This is a genomic window from Streptomyces sp. NPDC048295, assembly GCF_040652135.1.
Lineage (GTDB): Bacteria > Actinomycetota > Actinomycetes > Streptomycetales > Streptomycetaceae > Streptomyces.
Genome location: NZ_JBEZLL010000023.1, coordinates 92,418 through 108,803, shown reverse-complemented (window position 1 = coordinate 108,803; position 16,386 = coordinate 92,418). Strand labels below are relative to the sequence as shown.

Annotated in this window: 15 protein-coding genes; 8 read left to right on the top strand and 7 right to left on the bottom strand. The window is 71.9% G+C overall.

Translation table 11 applies throughout. The annotated features are described in order from the left end of the window. Positions 1-76 precede the first annotated feature (76 nt). The gene (locus AB0D53_RS29385; RefSeq protein ID WP_362452003.1) at positions 77-2,365 is read left to right on the top strand and encodes a glycosyl hydrolase family 18 protein; all 2,289 of its coding nucleotides are present in this window, start codon (positions 77-79) and stop codon (positions 2,363-2,365) included. A gap of 61 nt (positions 2,366-2,426) precedes the next feature. Here AB0D53_RS29385 and AB0D53_RS29380 read toward each other — a convergent pair whose 3' ends face one another. After that, the gene (locus AB0D53_RS29380) at positions 2,427-3,056 is read right to left on the bottom strand and encodes a TetR family transcriptional regulator (protein ID WP_362452001.1); all 630 of its coding nucleotides are present in this window, start codon (positions 3,054-3,056) and stop codon (positions 2,427-2,429) included. Between the two features lie 109 nt (positions 3,057-3,165). On the opposite strand from AB0D53_RS29380, the gene AB0D53_RS29375 reads away from it, so the two are divergent. Further along, positions 3,166-4,434, top strand: a complete 1,269-nt coding sequence (locus tag AB0D53_RS29375; protein ID WP_362451999.1) for an extracellular solute-binding protein — start codon at positions 3,166-3,168, stop codon at positions 4,432-4,434. Between the two features lie 73 nt (positions 4,435-4,507). On the opposite strand, the gene aceB is transcribed toward AB0D53_RS29375, so the two are convergent. Continuing rightward, a complete protein-coding gene (aceB, locus tag AB0D53_RS29370; RefSeq protein ID WP_362451997.1) occupies positions 4,508-6,127 on the bottom strand; it encodes a malate synthase A in 1,620 nt (539 codons plus the stop codon). Positions 6,128-6,362: 235 nt separating this feature from the next. Next, the gene (locus AB0D53_RS29365) at positions 6,363-6,968 is read right to left on the bottom strand and encodes a nucleotidyltransferase family protein (protein ID WP_362451995.1); all 606 of its coding nucleotides are present in this window, start codon (positions 6,966-6,968) and stop codon (positions 6,363-6,365) included. Between the two features lie 255 nt (positions 6,969-7,223). On the opposite strand from AB0D53_RS29365, the gene AB0D53_RS29360 reads away from it, so the two are divergent. After that, a complete protein-coding gene (locus tag AB0D53_RS29360) occupies positions 7,224-7,526 on the top strand; it encodes a DUF5955 family protein (protein ID WP_362451993.1) in 303 nt (100 codons plus the stop codon). 21 nt (positions 7,527-7,547) lie between these two features. Here AB0D53_RS29360 and AB0D53_RS29355 read toward each other — a convergent pair whose 3' ends face one another. After that, positions 7,548-8,192, bottom strand: a complete 645-nt coding sequence (locus AB0D53_RS29355; RefSeq protein ID WP_362451991.1) for a response regulator transcription factor — start codon at positions 8,190-8,192, stop codon at positions 7,548-7,550. Next, on the bottom strand, positions 8,189-9,397 hold the full coding sequence (locus tag AB0D53_RS29350) for a sensor histidine kinase (RefSeq protein ID WP_362451989.1): 1,209 nt from the start codon (positions 9,395-9,397) through the stop codon (positions 8,189-8,191). The genes AB0D53_RS29355 and AB0D53_RS29350 overlap by 4 nt, the downstream gene beginning before the upstream one ends. A 110-nt stretch (positions 9,398-9,507) precedes the next feature. Between AB0D53_RS29350 and AB0D53_RS29345 the strand changes: the two genes are divergently transcribed. Next, a complete protein-coding gene (locus AB0D53_RS29345; RefSeq protein WP_362451987.1) occupies positions 9,508-10,602 on the top strand; it encodes an ABC transporter permease in 1,095 nt (364 codons plus the stop codon). Beyond that, positions 10,599-11,279 (top strand): ABC transporter ATP-binding protein, encoded by a 681-nt coding sequence (locus tag AB0D53_RS29340; protein WP_362451985.1) that lies wholly within the window; start codon positions 10,599-10,601, stop codon positions 11,277-11,279. The genes AB0D53_RS29345 and AB0D53_RS29340 overlap by 4 nt, the downstream gene beginning before the upstream one ends. Positions 11,280-11,346: 67 nt before the next feature. Here AB0D53_RS29340 and AB0D53_RS29335 read toward each other — a convergent pair whose 3' ends face one another. After that, positions 11,347-12,147 (bottom strand): IclR family transcriptional regulator, encoded by an 801-nt coding sequence (locus tag AB0D53_RS29335; protein ID WP_329819834.1) that lies wholly within the window; start codon positions 12,145-12,147, stop codon positions 11,347-11,349. Between the two features lie 362 nt (positions 12,148-12,509). Here AB0D53_RS29335 and allB point away from each other — a divergent pair, with 362 nt between their 5' ends. From allB to AB0D53_RS29320, 3 genes are all read left to right on the top strand, one after another. Then, positions 12,510-13,853: an allantoinase AllB gene (allB, locus tag AB0D53_RS29330; protein ID WP_362451982.1), complete on the top strand. Its 1,344-nt coding sequence runs from the start codon at positions 12,510-12,512 to the stop codon at positions 13,851-13,853. A 2-nt stretch (positions 13,854-13,855) separates the two neighbouring features. Next, entirely contained in the window at positions 13,856-14,971 is a 1,116-nt protein-coding gene (alc, locus tag AB0D53_RS29325) for an allantoicase (protein WP_362451980.1), read from the top strand. A gap of 109 nt (positions 14,972-15,080) precedes the next feature. Then, positions 15,081-15,410, top strand: coding sequence for a putative quinol monooxygenase (locus AB0D53_RS29320; protein ID WP_329819837.1), 330 nt, complete (start codon positions 15,081-15,083; stop codon positions 15,408-15,410). Between the two features lie 33 nt (positions 15,411-15,443). Here the strand turns inward: AB0D53_RS29320 and AB0D53_RS29315 are convergent, their stop codons facing one another. Further along, positions 15,444-16,193 carry an SDR family oxidoreductase gene (locus AB0D53_RS29315; RefSeq protein WP_362451978.1) on the bottom strand — a complete coding sequence of 250 codons (750 nt, stop codon included), beginning with the start codon at positions 16,191-16,193 and terminating at the stop codon, positions 15,444-15,446. Positions 16,194-16,386 lie beyond the last annotated feature (193 nt).

Genomic DNA, 16,386 nt, shown 5'->3' with positions numbered 1-16,386 from the left:
CCTGTGCTCCATGGCACCAAGGAATCCCGCTCCCCCCAGGACCGCCTCACCGGTCCCTGCCCCAAGGGAGAAATCCATGTTCGAGCACATGACACTCAGACGGAGATCGGCGACCGCCCTCGTCGCCGTTCTCGGGCTGCTCCTCGCGCTGCTCTCCTTGCAGGCCGCACCCGCGCACGCGGCGGGCAAACTGACGGCCACCTTCACCTCGGCCGACAACGGGTCGTGGTGGAAAGGGACTTACATCCTGCACAACGACACCGACACCGCGGTGACCGGCTGGAGCCTCGAATTCGACCTGCCGGCCGGGGTCGCGATCGACACCTCGTACAACGGCACCGTCACCACTCAGGGCAGCCACATCACCGCGGTCAACGCCCACTACAACGGTACGGTCGCCGCGCACAGCACGACCGAGCCGTACAGCTTCTGGTTCGTCGCGACCGGGCCGATCAAGCCGCCGACCGGCTGCCGGATCAACGGCGACAAGTGCGACGGCTCCGCGGACGTGCCCCCGGGCGCGCCCGGGGGGCTGAAGCAGACCGATGTCACCGCCCGCACCGCGTCGCTGTCCTGGACGGCTGCCACGGCCGGCGACTTCCCCGTGGCCTCGTACGACATCCTGGCCGGCGGCAAGGTGGTGGGCTCGGCCACCGCGACGACCTCCGCCACCGTCACCGGCCTCACCCCGGCCACCGCCTACTCCTTCACGGTCCGGGCCAAGGACACCCGGGGCAACACCTCCGCCGAGAGCGCACCGCTGGCCGTCACCACCGTCGACCCGGCCACCGACACCTCCCCGCCCACCGCGCCGGGCTCGCTGCACGCCACCGCGACCGACTCCTCGTCCGTCACCCTGGCCTGGACCGCCGCGACGGACAACCAGCGCGTCGCCGCGTACGACATCTACCGGGACGGGGCGCCGGCCACCACCGTCTCCGGGACCACCACCACCGCCACCGTCGGCGGGCTCTCGCCGTCGACCTCGTACACCTTCACCGTCAAGGCACGTGACGCGGCGGACAACGCCTCCCCGGCCGGCAACGCCCTCACGGTGAAGACCGACGACATCGTCGGCGCGGGCAACTACGCCAAGGTCGGCTACTTCGTCCAGTGGGGCATCTACGGCCGCCAGTACTTCGTCAAGAACCTCCATGACTCGGGCGCCGCCGGCAAGCTCGACATCATCAACTACGCCTTCGCCAACATCGACCCCAACAACCTCACCTGCCTGAACGGGGTCACCAAGGGCACCACCGCCGACCCGCAGGACCCCGAGCAGGGCACCGGGGCCGGTGACGCCGACGCCGACTACGCGCGCCCGTTCAGCGCGGCCCAGTCCGTCGACGGTGTCGCGGACGACGGCTGGGCCAAACTGCGCGGAAACTTCAACCAGTTGAAGAAGCTGAAGAAGCTCCACCCGAACCTGAAGATCGTGGTCTCGCTCGGCGGCTGGACGTACTCCAAGTACTTCTCCGACGTGGCGGCCACCGACGCCTCCCGCAAGAAGTTCGTCTCCTCCTGCATCGACATGTACATCAAGGGCAACCTGCCCGAGTACAACGGCGCGGGCGGCCCCGGCACCGCAGCCGGGATCTTCGACGGCTTCGACGTCGACTGGGAATGGCCGGGTACCGGCACCGGGCACCCCGGCAACCACTACTCGCCCGACGACAAGGGCAACCTGACGCTGCTGCTCGCCGAGTTCCGCAAGCAGATGGACGCCCTCGGCGGCGGTCACCGCCTGCTCACCGCCTTCACCCCCGCCGACCCGCAGAAGATCGGCGACGGCTGGGACCTGGCCAAGGTCTTCGACTCCCTCGACGTGGCGAACGTCCAGGGCTACGACTTCCACGGCTCCGGCAGCGACAACTCCTGGGAGCCGAACCGCACCGGCCACCAGGCCAACCTCTACACGGACGAGCAGGACCCCTACGACTTCCACTTCAGCGCCGACATCGCCGTCAAGGCGTACACCGACGCGGGCGTCGAGCCCCGCAAGCTGACCCTCGGCATTCCGTTCTACGGCCGGGGCTGGCAGAACGTCGCCGACGGCGGGGCCGCCGGTGAATGGCAGAGCGCGGGCGGCGCCGCGCCGGGCCAGTTCGCCGAGGAGGCCGGCACCCGCGGTTACGCCAATCTCATCGGCGCCTATCCGACGATGACCATCCATCACGACGAACAGTCGGTGTCGACGTACGGCTACACCGGCAATCAGTGGTGGTCCTTCGACGACACCTGGTCCATCGGCAAGAAGACCGACTACGTGAAGTCCAAGGGACTGCTGGGCGTGATGGTCTGGGAGATGTCCGGTGACACGTCACAGGGCACCTTGATGAACGCGCTGGACACCGGCCTGAAGTAGCGGGCCCGGGACGGCCGGCCGGTCCGCGGAGCCCCGCGGACCGGCCGTACGGCGTCCGGGATCAGGCGCCCCGCAGCGCGCCCTCCGCCGAGGCCAGGCAGCGGTCCGCCAGCGCCGCCGGTCCCTGAGGTCCCGTCGCCGGGGCATCGCCGGCCGCCCAGGTCTCCACCGCGGCCCGCACCGCCGCCCCGGCGACGCCGGCCGTCAGCCGGATCTCCAGCGAGCCCGCCGTGTCCGGGCGGCCGGCGCGCGCCGCGAGCACCCCTGCCAGGGTGGCGTCCGCGTCGTGGCAGGCGTCGTTCCACACAGACTGGAGCGCCGGGCTGTCCGCCGCCATCCTCAGCAGCGACCGCACCCACTCCAGGGACTCCGAGGCCGCACGGTCACCGGGCGCCGGGGTCAGCGCGCACGCCGCCGCGTGCCGCAGTGCGTCGGCCACCGGCAGGGCGCCCGGGGCGTCCCGTACCGCCTCCACCCACTGTCGGGCGCCGACGGCGAGCAGCGGGGTGATGGCCTCCTCCTTGGTGGCGAAATAGCGGTAGAAGGTGCGCGGGGCGACACCCGCGGCCCGCGCGATGTCCTCGGCGCGCGTGCTCCGCAGGCCGTGCTCCACGAAGAGCGCCGCCGCCGTACGGGCGATATCCAGTCGGGTCGCGGCCTTGCGCCGCTCCGTCAACGAGCCACCTTGCATGCGGATCAGGTTATGCCCTGGAGTCACCGCGTCCGACAGGCAGTTAATGCCCATGTGGCAGAATCTGCCACAAGTGCATGTGTGGGACGAGCAAGAGGTGGCAAGAGCGGTGCGTCGGCGGCAGTTCCTTCTTCAGACGGCCGGCCTCGCCGGCACCACGGCCGCGCTCGGGCTCACCGGCTGCTCGACGGGCAAGGACGTGAAGCTCCACCTGCTCGTGGCCAGTTACGACAAGAGCATCGGCGCTTCGCTCGGCGACCAGTGGGACGATGTCGTCGCCGCTTTCGAGAAGCAGCACGCCGGGATCACGATCGAGCTGGAGCGGGTTTCCTACACCAGGATCGACAAGACGCTCGCGCAGCGGGTCGAGGAGGGCCGGGCGCCCGACATCGCTCAGTCGAACGTCTTCGCGCCGTACGCCGAGGACGGCCGTCTCTACGACATGACCCAGCTGTTCGACATCGCCACCCAGGCCGACTTCATCCGGTCCTTCACCGACGCGGGCACGGTCGACGACGCCACCTACGGCATTCCGTTCCTGGCCAGCACGCCCCGGCTCTTCTACAACAAGGAACTCTTCCGGCGGGCCCGCGTCGGCGGTGCCCCCACGTCGTGGGACGAGTTGCGGGCGGCCGCCCAGGCACTGAAGGCGATCGGCGTGAAGACGCCGTACGGGCTCCAGTTCGGCCCCGAGGCGGCCGAGGACGAGGCCCTGTCCTGGCTGCTCGCGGCCGGTGGCGGCTATACGGGGGAGCTCGCCGAGTACGACTTCGTGAAGCCGGAGAACGCCGAGGCGCTGACCTGGCTGCGGGACGAGCTGGTCGCCGGGGGGCTGGCCGGTACCGACCCCGTGAAGCTCAACCGGACCGACGCGTACGCCCAGTTCCTGCGGGGCGAGATCGGCATGATGATCGCCCACCCCATGCTGATGGGCGCGGCGGACCAGGCCAAACTCCCCTATGCGCATGCCGCGTTCCCCAAGAAGGGCGGCGGGGCCGCCCCTCCGGTGGGGATCAGCGACTGGCTGATGGCGTTCCGGCGCAACGACCACCGCAAGGAGTGCGGCACCTTCCTCTCGTTCCTCTACAGCGGGAAGTCCGCCCTGACCTACGGCGGCAGCCAGTCCGCGCTGCCCGTGACGTACTCGGCCTCCGACGCGGCGACCGGGAAGCCCGCCGAGCAGCCGCTCTCGCCGTTCATCGAGCAGCTGTCCAACGCCCAGTTCGCACCGGTCAACATGCGTTCCTGGCCCTCCGTCCGGGGCACGATCCGCACCGATGTGGGCCAGGCGGTGATGAAGGGCGGCGATCCCCAGTCGGTGCTCACCGCGCTCGACCAGTCGGCCGTCAAGGCGGACGTGGAGGCGGCGACCGGCTGACGACCGCGCGCCCGGGCCCCCGGCGCTGTGCGGTGCCGGGGGCCCGGGCGTTTCGGTCCGGGCGGTGCGGGGGTCAGCCCAGCTGCTCGTACGCGGGCAGCGTCAGGAAGTCCGCGTAGTCCTGGTCCAGGGAGACCTGGAGCAGGAGGTCGTGGGCCTGCTGCCACTTGCCGGCGGTGAACGCCTCTTCGCCGATCTCGGCCCGGATCGCGGCGAGTTCCTCGGCGGCGACCGCGCGGGCCAGCTCGGCCGTGGCGTGCTCGCCGTTCTCGAAGACCACGTCCGCGTTGATCCACTGCCAGATCTGCGAGCGGGAGATCTCCGCGGTGGCCGCGTCCTCCATCAGGTTGAAGATGGCGACCGCGCCCATGCCGCGCAGCCAGGCCTCGATGTAGCGGATGCCGACCGCGACGGCGTTGCGCAGGCCCTCGTAGGTGGGCCTGGCGTCCAGGGTGTCGATGGCGATCAGGTCACCGGCGGCCACCGCGACGTCCTCGCGCAGGCGCTCCTTCTGGTTCGGCTTCTCGCCGAGGACCGCGTCGAAGGAGGCCATGGCGATCGGCACCAGGTCCGGGTGGGCGACCCAGGAGCCGTCGAAGCCGTCGTGGGCCTCGCGGTCCTTGTCGGCCTTGACCTTCTCGAAGGCGACCTTGTTGACCTCGGCGTCGCGGCGGGACGGGATGAAGGCGGCCATCCCGCCGATGGCGTGCGCGCCGCGCTTGTGGCAGGTGCGGACGAGGAGTTCGGTGTACGCCCGCATGAACGGAGCGGTCATCGTCACCGCGTTGCGGTCCGGCAGGACGAACTTGGAGCCGCCGTCACGGAAGTTCTTGACGATGGAGAAGAGGTAGTCCCAGCGTCCCGCGTTCAGCCCGGAGGCGTGGTCGCGGAGCTCGTAGAGGATCTCCTCCATCTCGTACGCGGCGGTGATCGTCTCGATCAGGACGGTCGCGCGGACCGTGCCCCGGGGGATGCCGACGTAGTCCTGGGCGAAGACGAAGATGTCGTTCCAGAGGCGGGCCTCCAGGTGCGACTCCGTCTTCGGGAGGTAGAAGTACGGGCCCTTGCCGAGATCGATGAGGCGCTGGGCGTTGTGGAAGAAGTAGAGGCCGAAGTCGACCAGCGCGCCGGGCACCGGGGTGCCGTCGAGCTGGAGATGACGCTCGTTCAGGTGCCAGCCGCGGGGGCGGGTGACGACCGTGGCGAGTTCCTCGGCGGGCTTCAGGGCGTACGACTTGCCGGACCCGGGGTCGGTGAAGTCGATGCTGCGGGTGTACGCGTCGATCAGGTTGAGCTGGCCGAGGACGACGTTCTCCCACGTGGGGGCGGACGCGTCCTCGAAGTCGGCGAGCCAGACCTTCGCGCCCGAGTTCAGGGCGTTGATGGTCATCTTGCGGTCGGTCGGACCGGTGATCTCCACCCGGCGGTCGTTCAGCGCGGCCGGGGCCGGGGCGACCTTCCAGGAGTCGTCCGCGCGGATCGCCGCCGTCTCGGGCAGGAAGTCCAGCGTGGACGTACGGGCGATCTCGGCGCGGCGCTCGCCGCGGCGGGCGAGCAGCTCGTCACGGCGGGGCGTGAACTGCCGGTGCAGCTCGGCCACGAACGCGAGGGCCGCGTCGGTCAGGACCTCCTCCTGCCGGGGCAGGGGCTCGGCATCGACGATGGCCAGCGGGGACGGCGCTGGTGCGGACATGAGCTGTCACTCCTTCAGCGGGCGGTGCGGGGCGGCGTCCCACGGCCGCCGGGTCGCCTGAAATGGCACGGCGTGCCAGGGCTCCGGGATACGGGTGTGGACGCCGTCTGGGGTGCAGAGGGCTTCTGACCAGTGGATAGTAGTTTCCTCATGGTGGAAGTTCAATGGTTTGTTGATATCGAGATTCTCCGGGTCGACAGAAGTGGCGCGTTGCTGGCGCAGCGTGCCAGTGCGGTTACCCGAGGTGTTTCAGGTCCTCCACGGTGTCGATGTCGTACGCCTGAGCCACATCGGAACACTCGACGAGCGTGATCGCATCGTGGTGCGCCCGCAGATAGGCGCGGGCACCCTGGTCGCCCACCGCCCCCGCCGCGATCTCCGCCCACAGATCCGCCCCGAACAGCACCGGATGGCCGCGTTCCCCGCCGTACGCGGCGGCCGCGACGCCGGTCCGGGAGCGGTACGCCGAACGCACCCGCGCCACCGCCTCCGCGCCGATGCCGGGCTGGTCGACCAGGAGGACGAGCGCCGCGTCCGCCCCCGTGCCGGCCAGCGCCCCGAGCCCGGCCCGCAGCGACGAGCCCATGCCCTCGGTCCAGTCCGGGTTGACGGTCACCGCGCAGCCGCCGAGGTCGGCGCGGGCCCGGACCTCGTCCGCGGCGGCGCCCAGGACCACATGGACGGGGCCGCAGCCGCCGTCCCGCAGGACGCGCAGCGCGTGTTCGACCAGTGGGCGGCCGCGGTGTTCGAGCAGCGCCTTGGGGCGGCCGCCGAGCCGCCGTCCGCCGCCCGCGGCGAGCAGCAGTCCGGCGACCTCGGGGGTGGGTGTTGTCGGAGTCATGCGGCCTGGATACCCCAGCAGCCACCGGAAACGCACCCTTCGCTCAAGCAAGCGGAGGGGGGAGAGGGGCAGCGGCGTCCACCGGGCTACAGGCACATCACCCTTACGGGAGACCCCGAATCCTGTCCGCGGAGTGGCGCTCGGCACCTGTCATGGCGTTAACTTGCGCGCACGCCCGGACACTTGACCACGGTGTGGGGACCGGTCGGAACACTGGCACAAGGATGTGCGAGGGGGAGTGCTTTGTTGCGAAGCGTGGGGCAGACGCGAGTAACCAACAGCGGTGAGGACCCGAGGGTGACCGAGCTGCGCACAGCCGTCTCCCGGCTCCGCCGTGAGCTGGCCGGGCATCCGGGCGAATTCCCGGACCGGGGGATCGCCGAGGACGAACTGGCCGCACTGAACGCGATGGCGGTGGGCGGTGTGCCCGAGATCCCGCGCCTGCGCCGTTCGCTGCTGCTGATCGCGGGGGCGATCGGCTCGGTGAGCGCCCTGGCCGCAGCGCTCAGGGACGTACGGGTCGCCGTCGATCTCTTCGGTGAGCCGCCGCGCGGCTGAACGGCGGGGAGGAGGCCGGGGTCAGCGGCGGATCAGCCTGCGGGCCGTCGCCGCCGCGACCGCCGAGGTGCGGGAGTCCACGCCCAGCTTGGCGTAGATGTGCACCAGGTGGGACTTCACGGTCGCCTGGCTGAGGAAGAGCCGCTTGCTGATCTGGAGGTTCGACAGCCCCTCGCCGACCAGTTGCAGGACCTCCAGCTCGCGCTTGGTCAGGGCTTCCGCGGGAGTGCGCATGCGGTCCATCAGCCGGTGGGCGACGGCCGGTGCGAGCGCCGAGCGGCCGGCCGCGGCCGTGCGTACCGCCGCCGCCAGCTCCTCCGGCGGGGCGTCCTTCAGCAGATAGCCGGCGGCACCCGCCTCGACCGCGGCCAGGATGTCGGCGTCCGAGTCGTACGTGGTGAGGATCAGGACCCGGGGCGCGTCCGGCCGGGCCGTGATGGCGGCGGTGGCCTGCGAGCCGTGCATGCCCGCGCCGAACTGCAGGTCCATCAGGACGACGTCGAAGCCGCCGGCCGCGGCGAGCGCGACGGCCTCCTCGGCGGTGGCCGCCTCGGCGACCACCCGGAAGCCGGGTTCGGAGTCGAGCACGGCCCGCAGCCCCGCCCGCACCACCGGATGGTCGTCGGCGAGCAGCAGCCTGATGGGGGTGTCGGCGGGGGTGGTCATGCGGCGTCCTGTCCTGGCCGGCCGTCGGGGATCGGGAGGGGAAGGGTCAGGGCGACGGCGGCGCCCTGACCCGGGGCCGACTCGACACTCAGGGTGCCGCCCAGCGAACGGGCCCGCGCACGCATCGCGGGCAGTCCGAAGCCCCCGGTCTCCCGGTCCGTGACGACCGGCCCGGGGCCCGGGGCGAACCCCCGGCCGTCGTCGACGACGTCCAGCGACACCGAGGTGCCCATGAAGCTGAGGGTGATCTCCGCGCGCCGGGCCCCGGCGTGCCGCACCGTGTTGGCCAGTGCCGACTGGGCGGTGCGCAACAGCGCCACCTCGTAGGGGGTGGGCAGTTCCACCGGCGTGCCGCTCACCGCGAACTGCACGGTGAGGCCGGGGCCGGTCGTGCGGGACGAGAGGCGCTCCAGGGCTCCCGCGAGGGAGCCGTTCTCCAGGTCCGGCGGTGACAGGGCGCGTACGAAGCGGCGGGCCTCGGCGAGATTGTCCTGGGCGGCCTCGCGGGCCCGGCGGACGTGCGCGGTGGCGGGGGCGTCGGCCTCCAGGGTCCGCTCGGCGGCACGCAGCAGCAGCTGGATGCTGGACAGGCCCTGGGCGAGGGTGTCGTGGATCTCGCGGGCCAGCCGCTCGCGTTCGGCCAGGGTGCCCGCGGTGCGTTCCGCCTCGGCCAGCTCCGCCCGCGTCGACATCAGCTCCTCGATGAGCTCCCGGCGCCGTTCGCTCTCCCGGAACAGCGCCTCGTACCCGAGGACCGTCGCGACCGCGACCGCCGCCCCGAGCAGCGGTCCGATGAAGGTGCCCGGGTTGACGGCCTGGCCGTGCAGCACGAAGCCCGCGATGGCGGCGAGGGCGGTGGCGGCGACGACCGGCAGCGCCCAGCGCGTCGGCAGCAGATGCAGTTGCAGGAAGTAGAGCGGGAAGGCCACCCACAGGCTGTCCGGCGACAGGACGAGCAGCGCCAGCCACACGGCGCCGAGCGCCGCCAGCCACAGGGCGGCGGCGCGGGTGCGCGGCTGTACGACGGGGGCGAGCGCACCCGCCGCGTACAGGGCGGCCATCACACCGCTGACCACGACGACGGCCCTGGGATGCGTGCCGTCGGCGACGGCCCGTACCGCCGCGAGGGCGAGCAGCCCCATCAGCAGCGCGTGCAGACACAGCCGCAGCGCGGCGGTGACCGGGGGGTGGGCGCGGGTATCCATGATTCGTCCAGCGTAGACGCGGGCCGGCGGGGGCCGGTCAATCGAAAGGTTGATGTCGGGCCCCACCGCCGAGCGATGTTTCCGGCGGCCCCGACGGCGAGGCTGGGAGCATGTTCGTCGCATGGAGAGATCTCCGGTTCGCCAAGGGCCGGTTCGCGCTCATGGGCACGGTCGTGGTGCTGATCACGCTGCTCGTGGGCCTGTTGTCCGGACTCACCGCCGGTCTGGCCCGGGAGAACACCTCGGCCGTCACCGGGCTCAACGCCGACCACCTGGCGTTCGCCGCCCCGCCCGACGGCAGGTCGGTGTCCTTCACCGACTCGTCCGTCGAGGAGAGCGCCTGGCGGAGCTGGGCGGAGCGGCCCGGTGTGCGCGGTGCGGAACCGCTCGGCATCCGTACGCTCAACGCCGCCGCCGTACGGGGCGGGCACACCGCCGCGGTGTCCGCGTTCGGGGTCGAGCCCGGCGGGGGCCTGGCGCCCGCCGGCGGTGCGGGGGTCGGACCGGGGAAGGTGGTGCTGTCCGGGCAGGCCGCCGAGGACCTGGCGATCGGGGCAGGTGACCGGCTGCGGCTGGGCTCCACCGAGGTCACCGTCGCGGCCGTCGCGGGGGACGCCTCGTACAGCCACACGCCCGTCGTGTGGACCTCGCTCGACGACTGGCAGCGGTTCGGCGGCGACGGGCAGAGCCGGGCCCGGCACGCCACGGTGGTCGCCCTGACCACCACCGACGGCGCCGATCTCGGCGCGGGCGACAAGGCCGCCGGCACCAGCACGCTCTCCCTCGCCGACTCGCTCACCGCCATCGGCTCCTACCAGGCCGAGAACGGCTCGCTCCAGCTGATGCGCGGCTTCCTGTTCGCCATCTCCGCCCTGGTCATCGGCGCCTTCTTCACCGTCTGGACGATCCAGCGCAGCGGCGACGTCGCCGTGCTCAAGGCGCTCGGCGCCTCCACCCCGTACCTGCTGCGCGACGCACTCGGGCAGGCCGTCGTGATGCTCGCCATCGGTACCGGCGTGGGCACCGCGCTCGCCTCCGGGCTCGGCGCCCTGATCAGCGGCGGGGCCGTGCCGTTCGTCCTCGACGCGGCGACCGTCCTGGTCCCGGCCGCCGTGATGATCGTCCTCGGTGCGCTCGGGGCGGCCCTGTCCATCCGGCGGATCACCGCCGTCGACCCGCTCACCGCACTCGGGAGTGCCCGATGACCCTCACCCTCGCCGACGTCACCCTCACCTACCCGGACGGCGACGGCCGGCTCACCGCCCTCGACCGGATCTCGCTGGACGTGCCCGCGGGGACGCTCACCGCGGTCGTGGGCCCCTCCGGCTCCGGCAAGTCCAGCCTGCTCGCGGTGGCCGCGACCCTGGTCGCCCCGGACGAGGGCCGGGTGGTCGTCGCCGGCCGGGACACCACGGGCCTGGGCCGCGCGCAGCAGGCACAGCTGCGCCGGGAGCAGATCGGCATCGTCTTCCAGCAGCCCAATCTGCTGCCCTCGCTCACGGCGGCCGAACAGCTCCAGGTGATGACGCACCTCTCGGGCGGCGCGGTACGCGGAGCCCGCGGCCGGGCGCTGGAACTGCTGGACGCGGTCGGCCTCGCGGACCACGCCGGACGCAGACCGCACCAGCTGTCGGGAGGACAGCGGCAGCGGATCAACATCGCGCGCGCCCTGATGAACGACCCGGCGGTGCTGCTGGTCGACGAACCGACCAGTGCGCTCGATCACGAACGCGGCGCGGCGGTGCTGGACCTGCTGGTCGCGCTGACCCGGGAGCGGTCCACGGCGACGGTGCTGGTCACCCATGACCTGGCCCATCTGGACCGGGCGGACTGCACGGTCCGGATGGACGACGGCCGGCTGACGGCGCCCGAACCGGTCTGAGCAGGGAAGAGTCCGGGCAGGGGAGAGGGGGTGGGTGGCACCGGCCGCCCACCCCCTCTCCGTGGTCTCAGCCGGTGGAGCCGCTGCTCGCCAGCGCGTCGGAGAGTTCCTTCGCGGCCTGCTGGAGGATCGGCACGATCCGCTCGGTCGCCGCGTCCGTCACCCGGCCCGCCGGACCGGAGATCGAGATCGCCGCAGAGGTGGGGGAGTCCGGGACGGAGACCGCCAGGCAGCGGACGCCGATCTCCTGCTCGTTGTCGTCGACCGCGTAACCGACCCGGCGTACCTGCTCCAGCGCTTCGAGGAAGCCCTCGGGAGTGGTGATCGTCTTCTCGGTGGCGGCCGGCATTCCGGTACGGGCGAGCAGGGCGCGCACCTCCTCCGGGGGCGTGTGCGCCAGCAGTGCCTTGCCGACCCCGGTGGAGTGCGGGAGCACCCGGCGGCCCACCTCGGTGAACATGCGCATCGAGTGCTTGGACGGCACCTGTGCCACGTACACGATCTCGTCGCCGTCGAGCAGCGCCATGTTCGCGGTCTCGCCGGTCTCCTCGACCAGGCGGGCGAGGTAGGGGCGGGCCCAGGTGCCCAGGAGCCGGGACGCGGACTCGCCGAGCCGGATCAGCCGAGGGCCCAGCGCGTAGCGCCGGTTGGGCTGCTGGCGCACATATCCGCAGAGCACCAGGGTGCGCATCAGGCGGTGAATGGTCGGCAGCGGGAGCCCGCTGCTCGCGGAGAGTTCGCTCAGCCCGACCTCACCCCCCGCGTCCGCCATCCGCTCCAGCAGATCGAAGGCACGCTCAAGGGACTGCACACCACCGCTGGACGCGGCGGGCTTGGAGTCGGATGTGCTGGCGTGGGACGGCGGCACGTCAACGGTCCTTTCGAGGCGGAAGAGCTGGTGCCCCGCCCGGCGAGGCACCCAGCAGCCTACCGGGCGGTTCCCGGTCGGCGCACTGCTCCGGGTGCGGCGTCCTGGCCGGTCAGAGCCCGTTTGTCCCGGTGTCGGCAGTCGGCGGGGCAGTTCTGCGGGGCCGCACTGGTCCCATGTTACGTTCCGCTCTCCGAAATAGGTCTTTTACTTTGTGGAAATCTCCAGTTGTGGGTGCGGGGTGGCCCGCAGGCCGTCCGGCGAGGAGAGTGGGGTCTTGACGGGCCCGAATCCCGAGTGAAGACTCCTTCAACAGTTCGTTGAATTCGTCAGCGTTCGAAGGTCCGAAGTGAGGAGCACGGGTGTCCGGTGCGGACGTGGAACTGGTACTGCGCTCGACGCGTGTGGTCACCCCGGACGGGACGCGCCCTGCAGCGGTCGCCGTCGCCGGCGGGAGAATCGACGCCGTCCTGCCCTACGACACCGAGGTGCCGGACGGCGCCCGGCTGGAGGACTTCGGTGACGACGTCCTGCTGCCCGGACTGGTCGACACACATGTCCATGTGAACGACCCGGGCCGCACGGAGTGGGAAGGCTTCTTCACCGCCACCCGGGCGGCGGCGGCGGGTGGCATCACCACCCTGCTCGACATGCCGCTCAACTCCCTCCCGCCGACCACCACCGTCGGCCACCTGCGCACCAAGCAGCAGGTGGCCGCCCCCAAGGCGCACATCGACACCGGCTTCTGGGGCGGTGCGATCCCGTCCAACGTCAAGGACCTGCGGCCGCTGTACGAGGCCGGGGTGTTCGGCTTCAAGTGCTTCCTCTCGCCCTCCGGTGTGGAGGAGTTCCCGGAACTCGACCAGGAGCAGCTGGCCCGCACCATGGCGGAGATCGCCGGATTCGGCGGGCTGCTGATCGTGCACGCCGAGGACCCGCGCCACCTGGCCTCCGCCCCGCAGCGCAGCGGCCCCGCGTACGCCGACTTCCTCGCCTCCCGGCCGCGCGACGCCGAGAACACCGCGATCGAGGGCCTGATCGCGCACGCCAGGCGGCTGAACGCGCGCGTCCACGTCCTGCATCTGTCCTCCAGCGACGCCCTGCCGATGATCGCGGCCGCCAAGCGTGAGGGCGTACGGATCTCGGTGGAGTCCTGCCCGCACTTCCTCACCCTCACCGCCGAGGAGGTCCCGGACGGCGCCACGGAGTTCAAGTGCTGCCCGCCGATCCGCGAGGCCGCCAACCAGGACACGCTGTGGGAGGGGCTGGCCGACGGGACGATCGACTGCATCGTCTCCGACCACTCGCCGTGCACCACCGACCTCAAGACGCCGGACTTCGCCTCCGCCTGGGGCGGGATCTCCTCCCTCCAGCTGGGGCTGCCCGCCATCTGGACCGAGGCCAGGAAGCGCGGGCACTCGCTCGACGACGTCGTCCGCTGGATGTCCGCCGCACCCGCCGAACTGGCCGGGCTGACCCGGAAGGGCGCCATCGAGGCCGGCCGCGACGCGGACTTCGCGGTGCTCGCACCCGACGACACGTTCACCGTCGACCCCGCCGAACTCTTCCACCGCAACCAGGTCACCGCGTACGCCGGAAAGACCCTGTACGGCGTCGTGAAGTCGACCTGGCTGCGCGGCGAACGGATAGCGGCCGACGGCGCGGTCGCCGGACCCACCGGCCGACTCCTCGAAAGGAACCAGTGACCATGACGGCGACCGAGCGCTTCACCGGTGACGCGAGCCCGTACGGCGGCGGCGACCCGTACGCCGACTACCGCACCGCCGACTTCCCCTTCACCGGCCTCGTCGACCTCGCCGACCGGCGGCTCGGCGCGGGGGTGATCGCCGCCAACGACGAGTTCTTCGCCGAGCGCGAGAACCTGCTCAAGCCGGAGCCCGCCGAGTTCGACCCCGAGCGCTTCGGGCACAAGGGCAAGATCATGGACGGCTGGGAGACCCGCCGCCGCCGCGGTGCGAGTGCGGACGTGCCGCACCCGGCGGACGAGGACCACGACTGGGCGCTGGTACGGCTCGGCGCGCCCGGCATCGTCCGCGGCATCGTCGTGGACACCGCCCACTTCCGCGGCAACTACCCGCAGGCGGTCTCCGTCGAGGCGGCCTGCGTGCCCGGCTCGCCGTCGCCCGAGGAGCTCCTCGCCCCCGAGGTCAAGTGGACAACGCTCGTGCCCCGTACGGCCGTCGGCGGACACGCGGCCAACGGCTTCGTGGTCGCGGCCGAGCAGCTCGTCACCCATCTGCGGGTCAATCAGCACCCCGACGGCGGAATAGCCCGCCTCCGGGTGTACGGCGAGGTCGCCCCCGACCCCGCCTGGCTGGCCGCCCTGGGCACCTTCGACCTGGTCGCGCTGGAGAACGGCGGCACGGTGGAGGACGCTTCCGACCGCTTCTACTCCCCGGCCACCAACACCATCCAGCCGGGCAGGTCCCGCAAGATGGACGACGGCTGGGAGACCCGCCGCCGGCGCGACCGGGGCAACGACTGGATCCGCTACCGGCTCGTCGAGCAGGCGGAGATCCGCGCCGTCGGGATCGACACCGCGTATCTGAAGGGCAACGCCGCGGGCTGGGCGAGCCTGTCCGCCCGTGACGGCGAGAGCGGCGACTGGACCGAAGTGCTGCCCCGGACCCGGCTGCAGCCCGATACCGACCACCGCTTCGTCCTGCCGGAGGCGGTCCGGGCCACGCACATCCGGATCGACATCTTCCCGGACGGCGGAATCTCCCGGCTGCGGCTGTTCGGCTCACCGACCGAGGAGGGCGCCGCGCGGCTGACGGCCCGCCACCGCGAGCTGGGAGGCTAGCCTCCCAGCCGCATCGGACCCGGTCCGGACGAGGAGTCCGGGGCCGGGTCCGACACCGTCCGGGTGCGCCCGATGAGTCCGCCTCCAGGGCATATGCAACCCTTGACGCATGATCTTCATCGCCGTCAAGTTCACCGTCCGCAGCGAAGAGCGCGACAACTGGCTCCCGGCCGTCGAGCCCTTCACCCTCGCCACCCGGCAGGAGCCGGGCAACGTCTTCTTCGAGTGGTCGTACAGCGTCGAGAACCCCGACCAGTTCGTCCTCCTCGAAGCCTTCGCCTCCGCCGAGGCCGGTGAGGCCCATGTGAAGTCCGAGCACTTCGCCTCGGCCATGGACCTCATGGCGGACCTCGTCGCCGAGACCCCGGAGATCATCAACGTCGAGGTGCCGGGCGAGGGTTGGTCCCGGATGGCGGAGGTCACCCCGCGCTCGCGGTGACGCCGCACGCCGCCGGGACCGCGAAAGGACCGGTCAGGCCGCGTGGCCGCCGTCCACCGTCACCTCCGTACCGGTGATGTACGCCGCCTCGTCACCGGCCAGGTAGGCGATGAGCGAGGCCACTTCGTCCGTGGTGCCGAACCGGTCCAGGGCGGTCGCCGAGCGCTGGCCGTCGGCGAACGGCCCGTCGGCCGGGTTGAGATCCGTGTCGACCGGGCCGGGCTGCACCAGGTTGACCGTGATGCCGCGCGGGCCGAGCTCACGGGCGAGCGGCTTGGTGAGACCGGCCAGCGCCGACTTGCTCATCGCGTAGAGGGTGGAGCCGGGACCGCCCGCGTGCCGGCTCAGGGCCGTACCGACGGAGACGATGCGGCCGCCGCGTTCCATCAGCCCCGCCGCCGCGCGGCAGGCCAGGAAAACCGCCCGCACGTTGACCGCGAGCACCCGGTCCACGTCGGCGGGGGTGAGGGTGTCGATGGGCCCGAGGACGCCGATGCCCGCGTTGTTGACCAGGATGTCCAGCCGGCCGAGCGCGTCCGCGGCACCGGCCACGGCCGCCGGGACCGCCTCCGGGTCGGCCGAGTCCACCCGCAGGGCGATGCCGCGCCGGCCGTACGAGCGGATCTTCTCGACGACCGCCAGAGCGGCCGCCTCGTCCTGTACGTACGTCAGTGCCACATCGACGCCGTCCCGGGCGAGCCGCAGGGCGGTCGCGGCGCCGATGCCCCGGCTGCCCCCGGTGACGAGTGCGGTCCGGACCGTGCCGGTGATGGTGCTGCTCATGAAGACGTCCTCGCAGGTCGGTGATGTTTCCCCGGGCGCTTCGACACGCGCTGTGCGCCTCGGTACGGACAAGGAAAGTCCTTCCGCCCGGCCGTCACCGGCGGGAATCGGACGCCGAGGAGAGCGCCCGACCCGGGGAGGCCCGCGGCAGCGGCGCGCTCGCCCGGTCCCGGCCGGCGCACGACCTGATCGA

Coding starts and splice junctions, on each gene's coding strand:
- AB0D53_RS29385 (WP_362452003.1), top strand. CDS start 77: ATGTTCGAGCACATGACACTCAGACGGAGATCGGCGACCGCCCTCGTC.
- AB0D53_RS29380 (WP_362452001.1), bottom strand. CDS start 3,056: ATGCAAGGTGGCTCGTTGACGGAGCGGCGCAAGGCCGCGACCCGACTG.
- aceB (WP_362451997.1), bottom strand. CDS start 6,127: ATGTCCGCACCAGCGCCGTCCCCGCTGGCCATCGTCGATGCCGAGCCC.
- AB0D53_RS29365 (WP_362451995.1), bottom strand. CDS start 6,968: ATGACTCCGACAACACCCACCCCCGAGGTCGCCGGACTGCTGCTCGCC.
- AB0D53_RS29355 (WP_362451991.1), bottom strand. CDS start 8,192: ATGACCACCCCCGCCGACACCCCCATCAGGCTGCTGCTCGCCGACGAC.
- AB0D53_RS29350 (WP_362451989.1), bottom strand. CDS start 9,397: ATGGATACCCGCGCCCACCCCCCGGTCACCGCCGCGCTGCGGCTGTGT.
- AB0D53_RS29345 (WP_362451987.1), top strand. CDS start 9,508: ATGTTCGTCGCATGGAGAGATCTCCGGTTCGCCAAGGGCCGGTTCGCG.
- AB0D53_RS29340 (WP_362451985.1), top strand. CDS start 10,599: ATGACCCTCACCCTCGCCGACGTCACCCTCACCTACCCGGACGGCGAC.
- alc (WP_362451980.1), top strand. CDS start 13,856: ATGACGGCGACCGAGCGCTTCACCGGTGACGCGAGCCCGTACGGCGGC.
- AB0D53_RS29320 (WP_329819837.1), top strand. CDS start 15,081: ATGATCTTCATCGCCGTCAAGTTCACCGTCCGCAGCGAAGAGCGCGAC.
- AB0D53_RS29315 (WP_362451978.1), bottom strand. CDS start 16,193: ATGAGCAGCACCATCACCGGCACGGTCCGGACCGCACTCGTCACCGGG.